At 38.7% G+C, this 20649-nt stretch carries 12 protein-coding genes; 8 read left to right on the top strand and 4 right to left on the bottom strand.

Features of this window, described 5'->3' with window-relative positions:
- Positions 1-30 precede the first annotated feature (30 nt).
- On the bottom strand, positions 31-2817 hold the full coding sequence (locus QL886_RS01910; RefSeq protein WP_290177447.1) for a DNA methyltransferase: 2787 nt from the start codon (positions 2815-2817) through the stop codon (positions 31-33).
- A 166-nt stretch (positions 2818-2983) separates the two neighbouring features.
- Here QL886_RS01910 and QL886_RS01905 point away from each other — a divergent pair, with 166 nt between their 5' ends.
- Positions 2984-3520 carry a hypothetical protein gene (locus QL886_RS01905; RefSeq protein WP_290177446.1) on the top strand — a complete coding sequence of 179 codons (537 nt, stop codon included), beginning with the start codon at positions 2984-2986 and terminating at the stop codon, positions 3518-3520.
- A 478-nt stretch (positions 3521-3998) separates the two neighbouring features.
- On the opposite strand, the gene QL886_RS01900 is transcribed toward QL886_RS01905, so the two are convergent.
- The 3 genes from QL886_RS01900 to QL886_RS01890 all read right to left on the bottom strand — a co-directional run bounded on the left by QL886_RS01900 (position 3999) and on the right by QL886_RS01890 (position 6949).
- On the bottom strand, positions 3999-4565 hold the full coding sequence (locus QL886_RS01900; RefSeq protein WP_290177445.1) for a hypothetical protein: 567 nt from the start codon (positions 4563-4565) through the stop codon (positions 3999-4001).
- A 233-nt stretch (positions 4566-4798) separates the two neighbouring features.
- Entirely contained in the window at positions 4799-5119 is a 321-nt protein-coding gene (locus tag QL886_RS01895) for a hypothetical protein (protein WP_071001759.1), read from the bottom strand.
- Between the two features lie 810 nt (positions 5120-5929).
- Positions 5930-6949 carry an AraC family transcriptional regulator gene (locus tag QL886_RS01890; RefSeq protein ID WP_071001758.1) on the bottom strand — a complete coding sequence of 340 codons (1020 nt, stop codon included), beginning with the start codon at positions 6947-6949 and terminating at the stop codon, positions 5930-5932.
- 174 nt (positions 6950-7123) lie between these two features.
- On the opposite strand from QL886_RS01890, the gene QL886_RS01885 reads away from it, so the two are divergent.
- The 7 genes from QL886_RS01885 (at position 7124) to QL886_RS01855 (ending at position 20590) form a co-directional block, all read left to right on the top strand.
- Complete coding sequence (locus QL886_RS01885) at positions 7124-8557, top strand: coniferyl aldehyde dehydrogenase (protein ID WP_290177444.1); 1434 nt, start codon at positions 7124-7126, stop codon at positions 8555-8557.
- 106 nt (positions 8558-8663) lie between these two features.
- Complete coding sequence (locus QL886_RS01880; RefSeq protein ID WP_290177443.1) at positions 8664-10424, top strand: GMC family oxidoreductase; 1761 nt, start codon at positions 8664-8666, stop codon at positions 10422-10424.
- Entirely contained in the window at positions 10424-12391 is a 1968-nt protein-coding gene (locus QL886_RS01875) for an alkyl sulfatase dimerization domain-containing protein (RefSeq protein ID WP_290177442.1), read from the top strand. The genes QL886_RS01880 and QL886_RS01875 overlap by 1 nt, the downstream gene beginning before the upstream one ends.
- A gap of 198 nt (positions 12392-12589) precedes the next feature.
- Positions 12590-14215, top strand: coding sequence for a long-chain-fatty-acid--CoA ligase (locus QL886_RS01870; RefSeq protein ID WP_290177441.1), 1626 nt, complete (start codon positions 12590-12592; stop codon positions 14213-14215).
- Between the two features lie 234 nt (positions 14216-14449).
- Positions 14450-15010 (top strand): hypothetical protein, encoded by a 561-nt coding sequence (locus QL886_RS01865; RefSeq protein ID WP_290177440.1) that lies wholly within the window; start codon positions 14450-14452, stop codon positions 15008-15010.
- The gene (locus QL886_RS01860; RefSeq protein WP_290177439.1) at positions 15010-17334 is read left to right on the top strand and encodes a hypothetical protein; all 2325 of its coding nucleotides are present in this window, start codon (positions 15010-15012) and stop codon (positions 17332-17334) included. Before QL886_RS01865 ends, QL886_RS01860 begins: the two co-directional genes overlap by 1 nt.
- Positions 17327-20590 (top strand): site-specific integrase, encoded by a 3264-nt coding sequence (locus QL886_RS01855; protein ID WP_290177438.1) that lies wholly within the window; start codon positions 17327-17329, stop codon positions 20588-20590. The genes QL886_RS01860 and QL886_RS01855 overlap by 8 nt, the downstream gene beginning before the upstream one ends.
- Positions 20591-20649 lie beyond the last annotated feature (59 nt).

The raw sequence follows: 20649 nt of genomic DNA, 5'->3' as shown, positions 1-20649 counted from the left end.
TGTTTTGGTATGATGTTGATGCCAAATCAGCTACTTAGCTTTCTTTTGGGCCTTCTTTTTAGCTTTGCTCTGTTTTTCTTCTTCAATAAGCTGCTCATAACGTGCCAGCAAATGTGCCAAGCGCTCTTCGGTATTAGCAAAGCCTTGCGGGCGATACAGCTTGTCCACCGCATCATCGAGTGTGCTATGCGCTTGCTTTAAATCATCAGGCATCTTATCTGGATCGTATAGCTCTGCTAAAGTCATGCCAGCATTACTGGCACGGGCGAGTAAGACTGCTTCCGCGAGATTTTCAATGTTCTTTTTTTGCTCATTAGTGGCGTCAGGGAAGGGGAAGGTGTTGTAGACGATGGTTCCTGAGTAGCGGTAACGGCTTTCCAGTCGACCAGCGACTAATCGCATCCAGTCATTATGAATAAGTGAAGTTAATATCCCAAATTCAAATAATGTACCATTTGGTATGATTTGATTTGCGTCCGTAGAAATTACATTTTTACTAAATAGACCAATCGGTATGTATTTGCGTCGTTCAGAAGAGACACGAGGCAATAATATAAAACTGTCTGGATTATTTAGGTCTCGAAATTCATGGGGTCTTTCCGCAAGCTTGTGTGCACCTTTATCTGAACTAGCTAAGCGGCTTTCTCTGACAGCTTGAATTCTTTTTTCTAATTCAGGAATTTTTATTAAATCACCTAGATTTTCATTAACTAGCCACAGACAGTAGCGTTCTTTTGAGTTTAGAAACTCACTAGCACCTAGAAGTTTTAGAATGTATTTTGAGGTTTTAGGTTCATCGTTTATTAGACTTTCTTTTTCTTCTTGGTTTAAAAGTAAGTTTCCTCCATCGTACGGCATATTTCCAAACAGTATTGGCGAATTTCCAGATATAGATGACCTACGGCTTTCAACGACAGTATTAGAGCCAGCTACTAGATAGGGACTAATATTTTCGACTGTTTCCTTGTGCCAAGTATCATCAACTAGCCTATATATATTTTTTTTAGCCGTATTGTTATTTGACAGACCTACAACCACCACATGAACACCAGCATTATTTTTAGCGCTATTTTTCCATTGAAAGGTTTGATATGCAAAATTTATTTGAATGCCGAAATCAAAGATAGGTTCCCATAGAATAGCAACTTGCTCACCTTGAGAAATAGAGTTTGTAGCTACAAGTGCTAATTCAGCTTTGCTTTTAGCGATGTATTGAGCACCTTTCCAAAACCAGCAAGTGACGTAGTCTAAGGTTTTTATTTTTTTAAACCCTTTAAATACAATCTCCATATCTTTAAGCTGACTAGCAGATCTTTTGCTTTTACCTCCAAAAGGCGGATTACCAATAATATAAATCTCATCACTGCCATTGTTCGGACAGACATCCTGCCAGTCGATACGTAAGCTATTACCATAAATGATATGACCGCTGTCTTTTAGCGGTAGCATTGGCTGAGAGGCACCGAACTCCTGCTCGAATAATACATTCATTTGATGCTCAGCGAGCCAGAGGGACAAGCGTGCAATCTGACTGGCAAAGTCGTCATACTCGATACCGTACAGGTTATCTAAGCTGATTGCGCTTTGAAAGCCTAGACCTAACAAGTTGTCTTTCGATCCTAGTAAATCGCGTTGTGCCTTTAATATACCGATTTCTAGTTTGCGTAACTCTTTATAAGCAATGATCAAGAAGTTGCCTGATCCACACGCTGGGTCAAATACTTTGATTTGGCTGATACGCTTAAGTAGGGCATCTAAACGCTCGGCTTTGTTATTCTTATGGCGATTGTCATAACTTAATGCTCTCACCGCGTCTAGCTCTTCATGTAGCTCATCTAAGAATAGCGGCTGTATGACCTTCATGATATTGCTAACACTGGTGTAATGCTGTCCTAAGCTGCCACGCTGCTCAGGGTCAATCACCGCTTGAAACATGGAGCCAAAAATATCGGGGTTAATCTCAGCCCAGCTCAAACGTGCGCACTCTAACAAGATACGGCGGGTACGCGCATCGAACTCCGGGATGGCAAAGGGATATTCAAACAAGCTACCGTTGACGTACGGGAAGGCGCTTAGATGGGTGGGTTTGGCATCGCGCTCAGCGCTAGACTCAGGTAAGTTGAGAATGTCAAACAGCTCATATAAGACGCTATCGACATCGCTACCATCTATATTGGTAGTGCCATCGATCACATCATGGAACTGATCGGGCTTAAAGATACCCGTATCTTCAGCATAAAAACAAAATAGCAACCGCGTCAAAAATATATTAAGCGCATGTAAGTCATCAGCAGTATTAAACTCATTGAGCTTGCGGATGTGGTCAAACAAGCGCCCCATTTTCTCTGATGCTTGCACATCAGCCGGATGTTCTGAGTATTCGCGAGCACGCTCTAGGCCGGCAAGTGGCAATAGGAAATGGTAGTTCTTATAAAGATCAGCAAAGTCGCAGTCGAGCGTCTCATCATACTTAGTGTCGTTAATCAGTACTGTATTGAAGTCTGTCACCATTACCATACGGATTTTGTGCTGATTGATGATTGGGCTGCTTATCACCTCACTTAGTGCTTTAGCAAGGTCTTGGCCTTCAGCGACAGGCTTAAAGTAGATACGATGCTTATTGGCAACCTCACCAGCTTCAGGGTTGGCGGCAACGTTAAAACGGCTATCGTTCTTTTTAAGTGCCGTTATCGTGGTTTTCGAGACATCGAGCAGTTTCAGAAAATCAAAGATAAAGTCGTCTTTTTTGTTCTTATCAATGACTTTGGACGTTAATTTTTCTAAATCTTCAAAAAACTGGGTTTGGTTAAATGCCATGGAGGTCTCTTTCGATGAATTACGGGTGTAAATTAGCAGGCTAATGTGCAATTATAGCGCTATCTTATCGTATTTGAAGGCTTAAGTGTTCTGAAAAATAGGGTGGATATAGTGTTTTATTGCTTATTAATTTAATACGCTACAAGTTTATCAACAGGGATTAACGATGATAGTGGGTACTGAGTTTCAAGGAGATTCTATTCGTATAGGAATGATCCAGCATGACAGCTACGGAGAAGCATTACGAATCATCATTGACTTTGCTATCGATAAGCATCGCCATGCCGAAAGGGTGGTTGATGTCCGTACAGAACTTAGTGACTTGCGAGATGAGCTGAATAGTTTTGATCATAGAGCTTTGCAGTGGTTGCATGATCGTATGGCGGCAGCGTTCCGTATGGAATATTGTCTTAACGCAGATTTGTTTACTTATAGTACGCCAGATCCACACACGCCTACACAGACGGTGTCGTTTTGGCTTGAGTTTTTAAGAAAAGAGCTTGCAAGGGTGTTTTCTCATCACTTAGAGCTACCCCGATTGATACTTACTGCCGCTCTTTATCCAAATCCTGATAAGCGGGGGATGAAGGCAGAGGATGAGATTTATGAGCTGACTAGACGACTATATCCTGAAATGGAAATGAATCATTCTGAGGGTGAGAAAGGTACAGTCGATCTGTATCAAAGCAAACCCCAATATTAACAACATCACCTGAGAAAAGTGGATTTCATACCTCAGCCTTCTATGCTATACAAGTAATAGTATGTAGGGGTTTTTAGACTTATCAGAGTAAATAAATTAATGGTATATGGAGATGTTATTAATATTTTGAACACCATGGTTTTGGGGTACGTGCCATCTGCTAAGGTATAGTTTAAATTAATATTTGATCTATAGTTAGCTGAATGTAAAACTGTTATGGATTTAAACGCGCTACTGGTATAAATTTTACTTGCGTGCTGCGTTCCTAGAGGCTGCGCAAAATTCATCCCAGTAGCGCTATGACATTTTTAGAGTGTATCGACTACATTCTAGCATTGAACCATTCTTCGCTATCGATGTTAGTTTTAAAACTATACTTTAATAAAAATAAACATCAGATGAAAATTTTTTAAAATTATAATCTCTCAAGCTAATGTCTACGGATTTGACAGCAGAAGTCACTACTCAAAAAATCTATTTACCAAAACTCACAGGTGACGGTTTTATTTTTAGGGTTGTAAGTAGCCCCTCTTTTTTCCATCTCACCCCAGTATTCCATGGTTCGAGTTTGAAAGTTCGGCATAATGGTAGGTACAGTCGCAGTCGATGCAAACTTTAAAACGTTTTCACCACCTGATGATTCAGGTATAAAACTGAATGTATACTCGTCTAGAGGCTGACCGCGGTAGGTAACGCCTTTGTTAAAAATAACCCGATATTCAGTGTATGGTTCACCTTTCTTCATTTTTACATCTTTTATCATATTTCGATATTCTGATAACCATTTCGCCTTCGGCTTTACAAAGTCTCCAGAGGCCTTTTGACCGCTAATACTCTCTATAAATGCTGTGTCTTTAGCAGCAATCTTTTTATAAGGCGGTTTTTCACCAGAACAAGCATCTTCCATCCAACCAAATACATGGACCATATCATTACTTTTATAGCTGCTGACACTTTTAGAAGAGTTAGGAGCAGCTAGAGTAATAGTAGATAGTAAAGATGCAGTCGTTAATAAGGCCAAAGAAGTTATAGATATGGATTTCATAAGTGCTCCAGTAGATAAATATAGGTAGTTAAAGTAGAGAGTAAAGAACGCATTATAGCCGAATAATTATTAGGAGATGCTGCTAATAAATTCATAAGGTACGCAGAAAGCAGTGTCTTTTTTGATGTACTTGAAACATTGCAAAACATCAGAAAAATTAGGACTTTTCTTTTCATAGCGACTTTCTATTTCTTTATCGGAAATTTTTTTAAATGTCTTATGATGTAAATTTATTATTTCAGCTGCTTTACCATTGACTGAGATACTTTTTTTAAATTTTGGACGTTTCCATTTTTATCAAAATCAAACGTAGCATTATTGACGGTACGATAAGTACTACCATTAGGCAGTTTAAAATTTAGTTGGCTAATGGCATAACTCATGCTCCCTCCTACTGCACCATCGTAAGTACAAGACTTTGCAATAACCTTCTTCTTACTAATAGAGTCAACGATGGTGCATTTGGTGTTACCATTAATATCACCCATGCCGGCAATAGCATTAATAGAAAGTAATAACAATGGAGTAACCATCAGTGTTTTTTTGAGCTTCATGACTATATCCTTTTATGGTTTTTAATTTCAGACAAAGTAAATGATAGCCTTGCTGATGAGTTGATTATAGCGTCTGAAATACTGATTATTTTTCTAACCGATGAACGGTTGCCAATCGAATTTGAATTCCTAATGCATATCCCCGTTTTTAGTAGTTAAGGCTATTAGTCGGTTTCAGAGCTTAAGAGGTTAAGAACAAAAATAATAAAGTAAAAACCCAAACCCCAAGACCCCATCTTTGAGCTCATCATCTAGTAAAATTCTAAAAAATAATGACCTCTTAAAGCCATATCAATTGTGGCTTTAAGAGGTTTTTTTGTGCTTAAAATAATCTGAAATATCTAAAACTAGTAGCTATTCTCCAATTTTAAGCACCACAACGCTAAAGCGTTTAACACCTACGTTATTACTGGATAACATAAATTATATTCACTATTTTTATAAAAATGACGAAAAATAATAAAATTAAGGTTAGGCAAAAACTTGTCAATCCTATTAAGGATGATTTGTATGTACATTCGTATGCTAGAGTCTCTTTATGTGTTTGGCAGGGATTGAGACCTAAAACGTCTTATATCAAAATTCGACATTAATAGCGTCACATAAGAAAATTAAGTTTCATAGTCCAGCCCTATGCACTATATAAATAATAGAAGCTAGAAATAGAGATTAACTGCTAAGCTAGCAGTATGATTCACCTATGAAAAAGACATGTTTTAGCGAAAACCAAATCGCTAATGTATTAAAACAGGCATAACTCTAGTGGTCAACTAAGTTAGGAGCGCATATGGGTAGTTAAACCATAATTAACTATGTTACTAATACCTTGGAGCTGTCCTTCCATTCTGTTGGCGTAATACCAAACCAGCTTTTGAATTGTCGGCTAAAAACAGACAGCTCAGCATAACCCAGCTGAAAAGCCACGTCCGTTAGGCTGACGTCGCCAGTATTAATAATTCGCACTGCTTCCTTTTTTCGCACTTCCTCTAATAAGTCTCTGTAAGTAGTCCCTTCGTTTTTCAGTTGACGTTGGACTTTTTTGGGATGCTGTCCTACGCATAACGCAACATTTGCCATACTACAATCAGCAGTAGCTAGTAGCATCTTCATAGAGCTTTCTATCAAAAATATATCATCATGAGTACAGGTACTGTTTTCATTTTCTAGCTGTTGCACAATCAGTTGATTCACCAAATTATCTTCAAAGTAGTGCGGTTTGTAGCTTAAATAAACAGTAGAAAAATATATCGCATTCTTTTTGGTATTGAACTCGACCGGGCATCCTAATACTTGGGTTAATAACTTTTTTGATTGAGGTGATGGATTTTGTTTTAATCTTACTTTTTCTGGACGCCATTTTGGACCAATTAAATCTTTTAAAATATTACAAATTAAGCATATAGATAGCTGTGATTTCTGTGCTCTATCTATGTTCTGTGCATTTTGACGCACCACATCAAGCTCGCATAATTTATCAGAGACCTCATTGATCTGGAAAACAAAACTTTCAGCATGACTATAAATATATTTTTGTGCCACAAGTAATGCTTTGGCTATGTCAGTTTGTTTAGACATGTAGACGCCAATCAACCCTATCGTCTGGATACTCTGCTTGGCGCCAAGCTTTAAACCAAAACATTCCTCGTTACAGACAATCGCTGCCAGCTCTAATAAATTAATATATTTATCATGATCAATCAGAGAATTTGGTTCGCGTATCACAGAAGGTATTAAGCCTATCCTATCAAAGATATTTGTAGGGTCTTTTCCATAGCTGCGAACCAATTCTTCAAAACCGTTTAGACCTGCCGCTCTGATGTAGCTACCCATATCACCCTCTATTTTGTCTCAAATAGTTAAATTAATGTCCTATATAATCAATAATTTGTCCTAAAATGTCAAGAATGTATTAGAAAACCTTGTTAAAGTAAAGTGAATAAAGATTCAATCAATCTATTAAAATCTAATTGAATCATCACGATAGCGGCTGTACAGGGAGTTTTTATGAAAGCCAAATTTGATTCTACAGACATGGAAGGTGAACTACACTACTGCCTGCAACAGCAGAAAAGCTATGCAGAGAAACAAGGTATTGAAAGCATTGCGGTTAGAAAAGCACATCTATTAAATTTAAAAGCAATCATTAACGATCATCGTGAAGCATTAATTGAAGCCGTCAATCAGGATTATGGCAATCGTTCAAGACATGAGACCTTGTTAGCCGAAATTATTACGGCAACAGATGATATAAATAGCAGTATCAAAAATCTAAAAAAATGGACTAAAGTACAAAAGCGTAAAGTAGATATGAGTATGTACTTTGGCGCAAAAAACCGTCTGGTTCCGCAACCCTTAGGCGTTATTGGCTTAATAGTGCCATGGAATTTTCCTATTAATTTATTATTTTCTCAACTTTCCGCCGTTTTTGCCGCAGGCAATAAAGCTATGGTCAAGCTATCAGAGAACTCCCGTCATCTAGCTGCCTTGTTGATTCAACTGATCCCGCAGTATTTTGAGCCTGAAAAACTACAAATTTTTGATGAAACGGGCGGGGTAGGTGTTGCTTTTTCTAAGCTATCCTTTGACCATCTGATGTTTACAGGCTCTGGCGCTACTGGCAAAAAGGTGATGGCAGCAGCGGCAGAGAATTTAACAGCAGTTACTTTAGAGCTAGGTGGCAAATCACCTGCAGTTATTGATCCTAATTATTCTTTGGCAAAAGCAGTCGAGCGCATCATGTTCGTCAAGCAATTCAATGCTGGGCAAATTTGTACCAATATCGATTATTTGTTTGTACACAAGTCACAAAAAGATAGTTTTATCCAAGCCGTTATTAAATGGGTAGAAAAGCATGTGCCTGATATTAATCATAAGGACTATACCTCAATCATTGATGATCGCTCGTTCCAACGCTTATGTCAGTGTGTGGAGGACGCACAAAGCAAAGGCGCCACAGTAATCAACTTAAATAATCAACAAGCTGATGCATCAACACGTAAATTCCCATTAACTTTGATTTTTAATAGTACTGATGCAATGGAGATAGATACTCGAGAAACCTTTGGTCCAATCCTAATGGTCAAGACTTATGATCAGCCTGAAGAAGTCGTCAGCTATATTAATCAGCGAGATCGCCCATTAGCGTTCTATCCATTTAGTCAGAATAAAGGCTTAATTAATTATTACATCAATCACGTGATGTCTGGCGGGGTATCCGTTAATGACGCCTTATTTCATGTAGGGCAACACGATTTACCGTTTGGGGGTGTTGGCGCTAGCGGTATGGGGCATTATCACGGTTACGAAGGGTTTTTAAACTTCTCAAAGATGCGTCCTGTATTTTATCAATCCAGTTTTTCAAGTATGAAGTTTTTAGCGCCGCCATACGGTAATTTTGCCGATCGAGTATTAAATTTCTTGACTCATGCTAAATCTTAATCAGTAACAAACAAATATAGATTTTTTAGTAATTAAATTTATCAGAAAAATGATTGTATTATCATAAACAAAAGACTAAGCACAGACTATTAAAGGAGTTAATAGCATGGTAAATAAGGACGTTAAACCACAGTCAAAGCCACATTTTGACTTTGATCAAATCATCATTGGTTCAGGTTTTGGCGGTTCTGTCAGCGCATTACGCTTAAGTGAAAAGGGCAATAGTGTCTTAGTCCTTGAAAAAGGATTAAGACGCGAGGATAAGGACTTTCCAAAAACAAATTTAGATACCAAAAACTATCTATGGGCACCTCAATTAGGCATGCATGGCACTTTGCAGATGAGTTTTACTAGTAAAGTTACTATATTACATGGGGTGGGCGTCGGAGGCGGATCACAAATTTATGCCAATGTTCATCTTATTCCTGATGACGAAGTCTTTAATTCCAAGGCTTGGACGCGATTACGTAATGACTGGAAAGAAACGTTGCTACCTTATTATGGTTTGGCACAGCGTATGCTTGGTACGGCTGAAAACACTTACACTAACATAGCTGATGATACCTTAAAAGAGGTAGCACAAGAGATGGGACATGGTAATAGCTATAAAACGGTCACTACAGGGGTCTTTTTCCCGCTACAAGATGGCGAAAGAGGCAAGATAGTAAAAGACCCTTATTTCAATGGCGATGGCCCAGATCGTCGAACTTGTCAGTATTGTGGTAACTGCATTATTGGCTGTCGATATAACTCTAAAAATACCTTAATGAAAAACTATTTGTATTTTGCAGAACGTAATGGAGTCGAGATACGCCCTAGCTCTGAAGTCATTAAAATCACCCCGTTAAATCATGACGGTAGTGAAGGGTATGAGCTCCTAGTAAAAGAAACTCTTTCTAAAAAAGTACGCCAGTATAAATTACGCAGCCGAGGGGTCGTAGTATCTGGAGGAGTAATGGGCACAGTTCCACTATTATTAAAAATGCGTGATAAATATAAAACGCTACCAAATATTTCAGCAGTTTTAGGTCAAGAAATCCGCACCAATTCGGAAACCTTAACGACCGCAAATGATACACGTGAAAAGGTCGATGATGGTATTGCTATTAGCTCGTTTATTTCCGTTGATGGAAATACCAATATGGAGATAAATCGTTTCCGAGAGGGTTCAGATGGCACTTGGTTGTATGTACCTTATATTCCAATGGTAACAGGGAAAGGACTTGTACGAATTGTAAAGTTTGTTTTCAACACACTTTTGCATCCAATGAAGACTGCCAAAATGTTACGTCCTAAAGGTAAAGCTCGTAGTTCTATTTTGTTTTTAGTGATGCAAAAATCTGAGGCTTTTATACATTTAGAATGGCGCCGCAAATGGTATCGCTTTTTTAAAAATGGTATCACTGCTGTACAAAAAGCCAATGACACTCCGTTGACAGTCTCTTTTCCCGCAGCTGAAAAAGCTACCAGACTATATGCTGAAAAATTAGGAGGTGAAGCTGGTTCTGCTTTAACTGAAGTGTTGCTTGGCACACCAACGACTGCCCATATCATGAGTGGGGTAGCAATGGGCACAGATCAATCTAATGGCGTAGTAGATCTTTCGGGTGAGGTGTTTGGTTATAAAAACTTGAGAGTGCTAGATGGGTCGATCATCCCAGGAAATTTAGGTGTCAATCCGTCTTTGACCATTACTGCCCTATCAGAGTTTGCCATGAGTCGTATTCCTGTGTTTTCGGAAGAAAAAGCATCCAGAATTAAGCGTATTCACTTTAATGAACCACTTTCAGGACAAATCTCCCATATCAAAGGGATAGGAGATTTAGCAAGTGACTTAAACCATGTAAAAGAAAAGGAATTTCTATAATGATTAAGAGAATTTTAGTAGCTGCTATTTCGAGCATATTAATAATAGGTGCAGCCCAAGCGGATGATAAGTTCGTTAGTAAACCTGCGAGTAAATTTACGACACAAAAAAACTATGCCGTATTATCACAATTGCCATTCAACGACAAACAGGACTTCGAATTTGCTGCTAAGGGCTTGATTGCAAAGCCTGAAACTAAGCAGATAAAAAACGCAAAAGGCGAAATTGTTTGGGATTTAGCAAAGTTTGATTTTTTGAATCAAGATAAGTTTATAGCTTCAATTAATCCAAGCTTACAACGCCAAGCTCAGCTCAATATGAATTATGGCCTATTCAAAGTTACAGATCGGATTTATCAAGTTCGTGGTTTCGATCTGACCAATATTACCTATATTAAAGGTGATACAGGCTGGATTATATTCGATCCACTAACCGTACCAGAGTCTGCAAAAGCCGCTCATGCTTTGGTGACTAAACATTTGGGTGAGCGTCCTGTCAAAGCCGTGGTATATAGCCATGCTCATGTTGATCATTTTGGCGGCGTAAAAGGCGTCATCAGTCAAGAGCAAGTCGATAATGGTGAAGTACAAGTCATTGCCCCGCGTGATTTTATGGAGCACGTGGTAAAAGAGTCGGTACTTGCAGGTAATGCGATGGCGCGGCGTAGCTCGTATCAATATGGCATTATGATGCCTAAGAATAAGTATGGCGTGGTAGATGGTGCATTAGGTAAAGGAGTACCTACGGGTTTAGTTGGTTTGATTACGCCAACTTATATCGTAGAAAAAGATCAGGAGACCTTAAATGTCGATGGTGTAGAAATGGTATTCCAAAACACACCAAATACAGAGTCGCCATCAGAGATGAATACATGGTTCCCTCAGTTCAAAACCTTATGGATGGCAGAAAATACCGTTGCCGGTATGCATAACTTATACACCATTCGTGGTGCAGCAGCTCGGGATGCTTCAATGTGGAGTAAAAGCATCAACCATGCATTGCAAACATTTGGAGTGAAGGCAGATGTGTTAATGGCTTCACATCATTGGCCGCGTTGGGGGAAAGAAAATATTGTAAAGTACATGGAAAAACAACGTGATATGTATGGCTACCTACATGATCAAAGCCTACATTTAGTCAATAAAGGTATCACTATTAATGAAATCCATAACGAATTTAAGATGCCTAAAGCTTTGGATCAAGAATGGTATAACCGTGGTTATCACGGTACAGTCAGTCATAATGTGCGAGGTGTAGTAAATAAATATATAGGTTATTACGATGGTAATCCAGCTACCTTAAACAAACTTAGTCCAAACGAAGCGGGTAAAAACTATGTGGCTTTGGCAGGGGGTGGTGAAGCGTTATTAAGAAAAGCAAAAGTGGCTTTTGACCGTGGTGAGTACCGTTGGGTAGCAGAACTGATGAATCATTTGATATTTGCGGAACCTGACAACATAAAAGCAAAAGCTTTACAGGCAGATACTTTGGAACAACTCGGCTATCAAGCTGAAAGTGCAGGATGGCGAAATGCCTATCTATCGGCAGCTTATGAATTACGTAATGGTGTGCCTAAAGAGGTCAAAACGACTAAAGTTGGCCCAGATCTAATAACCGCGATGGACACAGAGTTGGTATTCGACTATATGGGTGTGCGTTTAAATGCTGAGCGGGCGCTAGGCAAAGCGTTTAAGATTAATTTTGTACTGCCAGATCGCAATGAAAAGATTGCTTTAGAATTAAAGAATTCACATTTAAATGTGATGGCCGACTCTCAAGCGTCTGATGCTGATTTGACTCTCACTTTAAATCGGAAAGATTTTGATAAGTTGCTAATAAAAACAGCCTCTTTTGAGACGTTAATGGCACAGGGGAAAGTACAACACCAAGGCGATTTAAAATTGATTCAGCAATTTTTCTCTATGCTAGATGACTTTGAGTATGGGTTTAATCTGGCAACGCCTTAATAATTTAAAGACGAACATAAGTTCAATAAGGCGCTTTAGATAGATCATAGTAATGGTTTTCGTAAAGTGATATTTATCAGCTTTTCATGGGTATGTTCATAGCTGTTTTTTAAACTGCTTTGTAGTATTGAGCGAAGCACTTTATTACAGCAGCTAATATCAAATGGCTGATTGTTATTTGAAATAAGGATGTTTTATATGTTAGGAAATATGATGTTTAAACCGCTGCTGATTAGCAGTTTAATTGAACATGCTGCACACTATCATGGCGATACAAAGATTTTTTCTAAAGAGGTAGATGGTCATATCGTTGAAACCACATGGCTAGAAATTTCTAAAAATGCAAAAAGGTATGCAAATGCATTAAAAAGTCTAAATCTACAACCGAATGATAGAGTAGCTACAATAGCATGGAACAACCATCGTCATCTAGAATCTTGGTATGCAATTTCTGGCTCAGGTATGATATGTCATACTATTAATCCACGCCTATTTCCTGAGCAGTTGACGTACATTATTAATGATGCGAATGATAAAGTTTTAATGTTTGATAAGACGTTTGCAGGTTTAATTGCATCTATCCAAGAAGAGATTCCAAACGTCCAACACTTTGTTTGTATGAGCGAAGCAGATCCTGAGATCACTAAGGTTTTGCCAAACGTAAAGTTCTATGATGAGTTAGTTGCAGCACAAACAGCAAGCTTTGAATGGCCTGAGCTTGATGAAAATACTGCAAGTTCACTATGTTATACCTCGGGGACTACAGGGAACCCAAAAGGAGTTTTGTATTCACATCGATCAACGGTTTTACATAGTTTTGTAACCTGCTTCCCTGACACTATTAGTTTATCGTCACGCGAAATTGTCCTTCCCGTAGTTCCGATGTTCCATGTAAATGCCTGGGGTATACCCTACGCGTCTGCAATGGTTGGATGTAGCTTAGTACTACCAGGGCCAGATTTGGATGGCAAAAGCTTAGTTGAGCTCATTGATCGTTATGACATTACTATGGCTTTAGGAGTACCAACGATTTGGCAAGGGCTTTTAACATATGCTCGAACTTCAGCAACCAAGCTTGAGAGCTTAACAAGAACGGTCGTGGGTGGTTCTTCTTGTCCACCATCAATTATTTCAGAATTTAAGGATCGCTATGCTTGTGACACTATTCATGCATGGGGAATGACTGAAACAAGTCCGCTAGGTACGATTAATCAGTTGAAGGCAAAGCATGGTGAATTGTCTGAAGATGAACAGCTTAAGGTTCGTTTATCTCAAGGGCGTCCACCGTTTGGTGTTTCTATCCGTATTACAGATGAAGAAAATGGAACTCATCGTTTAGCTGAGGATGGACGACAGACAGGACATCTACAGATTAAAGGACATTGGATTATTGAGCATTATTATAACAAAGATACAGCCTTACTAACTGAAGACGGTTGGTTTGATACAGGAGATATCGCTTCAATCGATAGCGACGGTTACCTGAGTTTAACTGATCGTGCCAAAGACTTAATCAAATCAGGAGGTGAGTGGATTTCATCTGCTGAACTTGAAAATATTGCATTAGAACATTCAGGAGTTGCGATGGCAGCCGTAATTGCTGCTGTACATCCAAAGTGGGATGAACGGCCAGTTTTAATTGTGAAAAAACGTAGCGAGAATCAAGCTACAGAAGAAGACATTCTGCAGGTTTATCAGGGAAAAATTGCTAAATGGCAGATACCAGACAAAGTTATCTTTGTTGATGAAATTCCAATTAGCGGTACTGGAAAAATGGTGAAAAAGGATTTACGTGAGAAGTATAGTCGAATTTTATTTGAATAGCTAAGAGGCATGAAACTCCAAGTTTAACCTTCTCAGCTAATAAAAATATAAAATGCAACAACCTCTTAAAGCTATATTTTTTATAGTATTAAGGGGTTTTTTTGTGTCTTAAATCATATTAACTACTTAGTAATATTAATTATTTTATGATATTAAGCCACATAATACTAAAGCGTTTGACACCTAAATGATTATTAGATAACATGAATTATATTCACTATTTTTAAAAATATAATGAAGAATAATAAACTTAAGGTTGGGCAAAAACTTGCTAATCCTAGTAAGGATGAGTTGTATGTACATCCGTATGCTAGAACTGCTTTATGTGTTTGGCAGAGATTGAGACCTAAGACTACTTATATCAATACGAAATTTTTGAATAACTTTTACCGTCCACCACTGCGCTTGGTTAATGAAGGAGACGGTGTTTTCTATTTCTTTAATGATTTCCAAAGAGTCGATCAGGTTTTAAGGTTCGAGAGTGATAGCGATTACCCATGTTTAATAATCCCTGAAAGTCTTAAAGATGTTCAGCAGCTCGCATGGATGGAGGTCATAGACTTGATGTTCTTGAAAGGCATTCATCATCCTGATTTGTTTAAAGCGCTTAAAAGTACGGCGCCTCAAAGTGTGATATGTCAGCTTATGGGGGTTAGGCAACTGACTGTAAGGGAGTATTGCCATTTTGCAGGTATTAGCCAGAGTAGTTATGAATATCGCCAATGTAAGTTTGCACTAGAAGAGCGAGTTCTAGGTATTCCTCAAAGTATGAGCTGGTTGAGTGGTGCACCCTAATGAATATAAAGCAGTTTGATAATAGCGAATTACAGAGGGTTTTAGATCATCTAGTGCCACTTGATTCACCGTACTGTATAAAAATACAAAGTCTGATTATCAATACTCTTTATATTAATCCAGGCTTCTGCCTACATATTGGTGAACAGGCCAACATAGATATGCCAGTATTTGCATCGTCTGAATATGAAGCTATTGCCAGGGAAGTCGTCAAAGAGAAAAAGATTGAAGATTGGGCAGTCACTTATATGCTGGTCTTGTCTTACCAGAGGTATGGCCAAGCACGTAGGGATGATGAAGCATGGCAGTTTATGAGTGCATATCTGCAGATAATTATAATGATTGCTATACGTAAGGATGAGCACTCTGCCAAAGTCAGTCAGCTAAGTGTGCGTCTAAGGATGGGGTTAAAGGACAATAACCCACAGTCTGAGATTGTTAAAAAACTGATTGATATCCATGCTCAACGTGCTTCACTGACGAATGCGCTAGCAGCATTACGCGTATATGAAGCTAAGATAAGAAGTGATGAAGAGTCAGGCAAAGTGGTTAATCAAAAGTTGGCTGGTAAAATTGGTCAAATAAGACTTGCCTATGAGGTGGTTGCAGAGAACAAAGCGTTTGTAGGCAAAACCTATACCAACTCACAAAACAATAAATTTAGCAAAGAACACACTAATAAGCGATACCTTGATAGTGCTGATGAGCCAATACGAGCGACAGTATTTGGCAGACCCCATAAAAATGATAACGTGGCGGACGCTGAGAATATTGCTGATGATGACCCGCCTGCGTTCTTAGATAACGATTTTAAGCCTTCCAGGACAACCGCTAAATCCTCAGAGTTGCAGCAATGGAAGCTAAAAAACAACTATCGACACGCCCGCCGTAATCAGTTTCATTTTCCTACCAACCTACGTCAACTAAGCCTACTAAGCTATCAAATGCTATTTGCTCGGGTGTGGCAGCTTTTTACCGTTGTTAGCTATAAACAGCGTCAGGTTTATGCCGTTATATTGCTATCAATGATAAGTGGACGGAAGATCCAAGACGTTATTTATGAGCTGGCGTTGGATAAAAGTCAGCGCAAGTGGTTGAGTCATGAGAGCGGTTTGGCTGCTGATATTTATGCTATGAGTAATACTATTAACGTAACTTCGAATCGTAGAAGTCACTTATTGCCACATCGTCAAAGCCATGATAATGAATTTAAATTACCTCTGCCAACTAGGCTGCAAGCAGTTATTGAAAATAAGTTTTTAGTGGATAGCGATGAAGTGTCTGAAGTGCTGGTAAGTTTAAAAATGCAACTGGACTTACCAGCATTATCGAATCAGCATATTGACGCTTGTTTATACACAGTTATAAAGAATGAGCTGCAAGAGCCTTTACATGCCGACATGATTACTGGGGTTGATGTGAAGCACAGCTCATCTTTGTATTACACCAGTATTGAGACGATAAGCTTAGAGAAGACTTACTACAGCGCCATACAACTATTGACCGAATACTGTACTGCGGACAGCCAAGGTGAGCTACGACAGCTTAGTATGTCTAGCACGAAAAGCAATCGTTATAAAAAATATATTGGTAGTGACATGACTTTAAATATTGATATCTGCCAAAGATTTTTTGATGAGCTTGCTGAAGCAACTGAGAGTTATAACGGTCGATTAAAGCGGAACGTAAGCATAAGGCAGGACCGTTATATTGAGCAGTTTAATGCTTATGGTGTCTGGTTATGGCACATCATCTTTATTCAGACTGGGATTAGACCCGTAAAGCATGCGCCTGGGCTTTTAAATCAATTTGATTTTAGGCAAAGGCTGTTATGGGTGTCGGATAAAGAAGAGCGTCAGGGACAAGGGCAGGGAAGGCTTATTCCTCTTAGTGATTTCTTAATCACAGCGATTCAAAATTATATTAAATATATCAAGCAATTTGCGGTCATGCATAATTCTATATATCCCAATGACCAATTTCCTATAAATAAAATTTTGAACTCTAGTCAGCCACTCATTCAGCTATTTAGCCAAAATCCCAAAGGCTTTACCGGTATTAAACCTAGTAAGGTTCGCTATCAGATAAAACACTTTTTTAGTCACCAAGACAACTGGCTTAGACATCAATTACGCTCACTACTAACGAATAGGTCCCCTGAGCATTTGATCTGCGCCCTATATGGTCATGAACATCCAGATCAGGAGGCTATGCATCCCATGTCGTCATTATCCATTAATGAGCTAAAAGCGTTATCCGCTGACTTAGAGAAAGTTGCAGTTGAGCTTAACCTACGACAAGTTGAGGTGAATATATATGGATAATGCCGTTGCTCATCAGTTAAGAGAAGAAAATAAAAGCAAGAGTCATGAGAGTATCAAAAATGAGGCAAAATTTTTGATAGCTTCGTATGTTGATGACAATCACATACTCACAGGAACAGACCTAACTGAATACTATCAAACCATTGGTAGCATACTTGAGGTGCATTTTGATACTGCGCATAGCTATCACTTAGCCAGACAAGGGTTTTTAGAATACATACGGAGTTATAACAAAGCTCATGAACTGAGTATGGATGAACCAGTTGTGCCAGTCATAGCAGAGCGTGATCATTTAACAATATCCTATGATTGGATGGTAAGTGGTGCTCAAGTAAGCCTTGCTAGCCAGCAAATAATTGAGATATGGCAACGGAAAAGAAGGTTCTCAAACAATGATTTGATTGAGTCAGTGCTCTACTGTAGCGTGATGTATGGGGGATTGAATGACATAGATGTGTTAAAAGCACTGTATCAATGGCTCCTAGGCGAACGTGACATATATCAATTGCAGCTACCAGCAACTGATGAGTTACCAGATTCAGGTGTCAGCAGCGAGAGTTTGGCGCTAATCTTGCTCAGTATTGATGATGACAATTACGGTTGTTCTTATACGCAAAGTCATACCTCAGAGGATGTATCTGCTACAAGCTTACAGCGCTATGTAGAGTACATACCTGATGATATGACACTTTGCTTTTTATACGTGCTAAAAGATAAAAAGTTAAAAAAAGAAGATGTGAAGTCGTTTGAAATCATTATTAATGAGATTTGTAAGAAGCTAAAACTACAAAATAAAGATAAAAGTAAACCGCATTTATCACAGTTAATAAAGTACGCTGACTATCATTGGCGGCAGATGAAGGGAGGCGATATAGACACTGCACTGGCTATTGTTAGACAGGGCAAGATTAAAACGACGGGCTTAACCACAAATAAGCTTATTAATTATAATCAAGAGGTGATTAACTCAAATCTACAGCCGCTTACTTGGGAAGAGTTATTTGTAGCAAGCTTTTCAGAATCTGACGAAAAAGGCACCAATAGTAGGGAGTATCCGAGTTTTAGTAAGAATCTTATTAAAGAGGTTCAAGATGCCCTTAAGGGCAGTAAAGCCCCAGCTATTGTAAAACTAGAGCTGTTGCAGCAGGAGTTTACTCAACCTAATGCTACTCGTCTTTTAGGATGGGTCAATAGCTTGTTGAGTGATAGTAATAACAGGTTAGATACCATTAGTAAATATCTGGGATGTATTGGTCGGGATTGGCTGATGCTAACAATGGATGAGAATCTTGATGAATGGTCTGGTGAGGACTTTGAAGCTGTATATGAGGAGATCATTCAAAGTAAGATTAAGGATGGAAGAAAGCGGTCTATTTTGAACAAAAACTCAGGCTTTGGTGAAGACAATCTAGATACAGATGATGATTTAGTTGGCTGTGCAGACGATGTGATAAGTCAATGTAGTCTCAATGGCTTAAAGAATGAGCATATAAACAAAAACAAAGTTTCATATCTGGATAAGCTCAAAGATACTCAAAAATTTACTTACGGCAGACTACGAGCTTTCCATGATTATCAGCGAGCATCCTATAATACGCCGTTTGTGCATTTCCCATGGGGTAATAAACGCCAAGTGGTAAATGCGAACATGATATCACCTCGGATATATCATGCGATGAAAGAGTATTTGGTCAATTCGGGCTTAGACGATGAACAGAAAAACCTGTGCTTAGTAGTGTTAAGTCTTGCGTATCGAACAGGGTTGCGAATTAAAGAACTTATCGGTGTTAAAGTTCGTGATATAGCTGACATCTATATTGATGAACATGGACAACGAATAGAGCAGCCGCAAATATGGTTAAGACCAAATCGCTATCGGAGATTGAAAAGTAGCAGCGCAAGCCGCCTTATACCCATTAACTGCCTACTTAAGAAAGACGAGTTAAAACAATTTACTCAGTTATATCGTCAGCAGAAAAGGTTGAAGCGTCGTTACTTGTTTTCTCAAGGTTCAGGTGATCAGCCGTTACCCAGTGTGATTTTCAGTAATCTCATGAAGTTAATTTGGGACAGATTGCTAGGAGAGCACGATTTCACATTTCACAGCTTTAGGCATACTGCGATTAGTCAGCTGGCGTTAGTACTAAGTAAGTCGCCATTGGCACAGGTGATGACTGATTATGATAATGAGCAGTGCGAAAAAGTAATAAAAGGGGTCCTTGGCTATCACAAGGAACAAGGATCCTGGTTTGGACTGGCCAGCTTTGCAGGACATTTAACGTGCGACACAACCTTCGAGTATTATATTCATACTGCTCATCTGCTGGCAGGGGAGCGGCTGAGTAATGCTTGCTTGGAGCTACCTATAACAGTTTTAGAGTTAATAACAGATCTAGATTACTCTGCTATCTATAGACAAGACAAAACTGCTTATGATGCAACGACAAAGACTGTGCAATTAAATAAGATAAGACCATATTTCCTTAAAAAAACGGCTGTTAATAAAACACCATTATTTAAGAATGCAGATGAACCTGATAGCAATGCTAGCCAGCCACTGTTAAATAGTAGTTTGAATGAATTGAAAGAGTCGAATACAAATTCAATTTTTATTCACCCTAAATATGCGGACGTCATAGGTTTTCTAGAGGAGCTGCAGGAGTTAAAAGAAAACTCTCGAGATGAGCTGTTACCTGAAGTTGCTATTAGACATGGTATAAGTCTAAATGAATCTAAATGTTTATACCTGCGCGCTAGTCAGCTGTTCGACGATGACAGGCTATTACTAGGTAGGCCTAAAGGTAGTAAGAATCAGGAAGTAATCATTAGAGCATTAGATAGGGCATATCAGATGTCTATAAAGGATCCTGAGAAGTTGAGAGTATTTATTGAGATATTTGCGCATAAGCATAACTTAAATAACTCATCGATCCATTTTGGTATTAAGGAGACCCAGATTGAGATGCTACAGAGTTTTATGCTAGTAGGTTGTCAGCTTATTGATGCCAATCATTGGCAAGTTAGGACATATAGTGAGCAAGTTGTAAGTGATGTTAAAAAAGACTTAGGTCTGAACAGCTCAATACGTGTCGGTGCTCGTGAGAGTTTTCATGGCTATGAGGTAAGGGTTGTACAGAGAAAACGTAAACACTCTGACAAAAACTTGGCTACCACTGATTACTATTATGCATCATCGGGAGTACTTAAATATCTAGGGTATCTTTTGATTGTGTTAATTAAACATGATGATAGCTAGTTAACAATCATTGTCGTTGCAAGTAGCAGCTATGAAACAATTAAGTTCGAGTAATTAAA

Source organism: Psychrobacter sp. APC 3281 (assembly GCF_030407815.1).
GTDB lineage: Bacteria > Pseudomonadota > Gammaproteobacteria > Pseudomonadales > Moraxellaceae > Psychrobacter.
The sequence above is the reverse complement of the archived record's forward strand: the minus strand, read 5'-3'. Positions and strand labels throughout refer to the sequence as shown.

Bases quoted from the DNA above. Each gene is read 5' to 3' on its own strand.
- QL886_RS01865 (WP_290177440.1), top strand. From the start codon at position 14,450: ATGAAGAATAATAAACTTAAGGTTGGGCAAAAACTTGCTAATCCTAGT.
- QL886_RS01905 (WP_290177446.1), top strand. From the start codon at position 2,984: ATGATAGTGGGTACTGAGTTTCAAGGAGATTCTATTCGTATAGGAATG.
- QL886_RS01910 (WP_290177447.1), bottom strand. From the start codon at position 2,817: ATGGCATTTAACCAAACCCAGTTTTTTGAAGATTTAGAAAAATTAACG.
- QL886_RS01880 (WP_290177443.1), top strand. From the start codon at position 8,664: ATGGTAAATAAGGACGTTAAACCACAGTCAAAGCCACATTTTGACTTT.
- QL886_RS01860 (WP_290177439.1), top strand. From the start codon at position 15,010: ATGAATATAAAGCAGTTTGATAATAGCGAATTACAGAGGGTTTTAGAT.
- QL886_RS01855 (WP_290177438.1), top strand. From the start codon at position 17,327: ATGGATAATGCCGTTGCTCATCAGTTAAGAGAAGAAAATAAAAGCAAG.
- QL886_RS01885 (WP_290177444.1), top strand. From the start codon at position 7,124: ATGAAAGCCAAATTTGATTCTACAGACATGGAAGGTGAACTACACTAC.
- QL886_RS01900 (WP_290177445.1), bottom strand. From the start codon at position 4,565: ATGAAATCCATATCTATAACTTCTTTGGCCTTATTAACGACTGCATCT.
- QL886_RS01870 (WP_290177441.1), top strand. From the start codon at position 12,590: ATGTTAGGAAATATGATGTTTAAACCGCTGCTGATTAGCAGTTTAATT.
- QL886_RS01890 (WP_071001758.1), bottom strand. From the start codon at position 6,949: ATGGGTAGCTACATCAGAGCGGCAGGTCTAAACGGTTTTGAAGAATTG.
- QL886_RS01895 (WP_071001759.1), bottom strand. From the start codon at position 5,119: ATGAAGCTCAAAAAAACACTGATGGTTACTCCATTGTTATTACTTTCT.
- QL886_RS01875 (WP_290177442.1), top strand. From the start codon at position 10,424: ATGATTAAGAGAATTTTAGTAGCTGCTATTTCGAGCATATTAATAATA.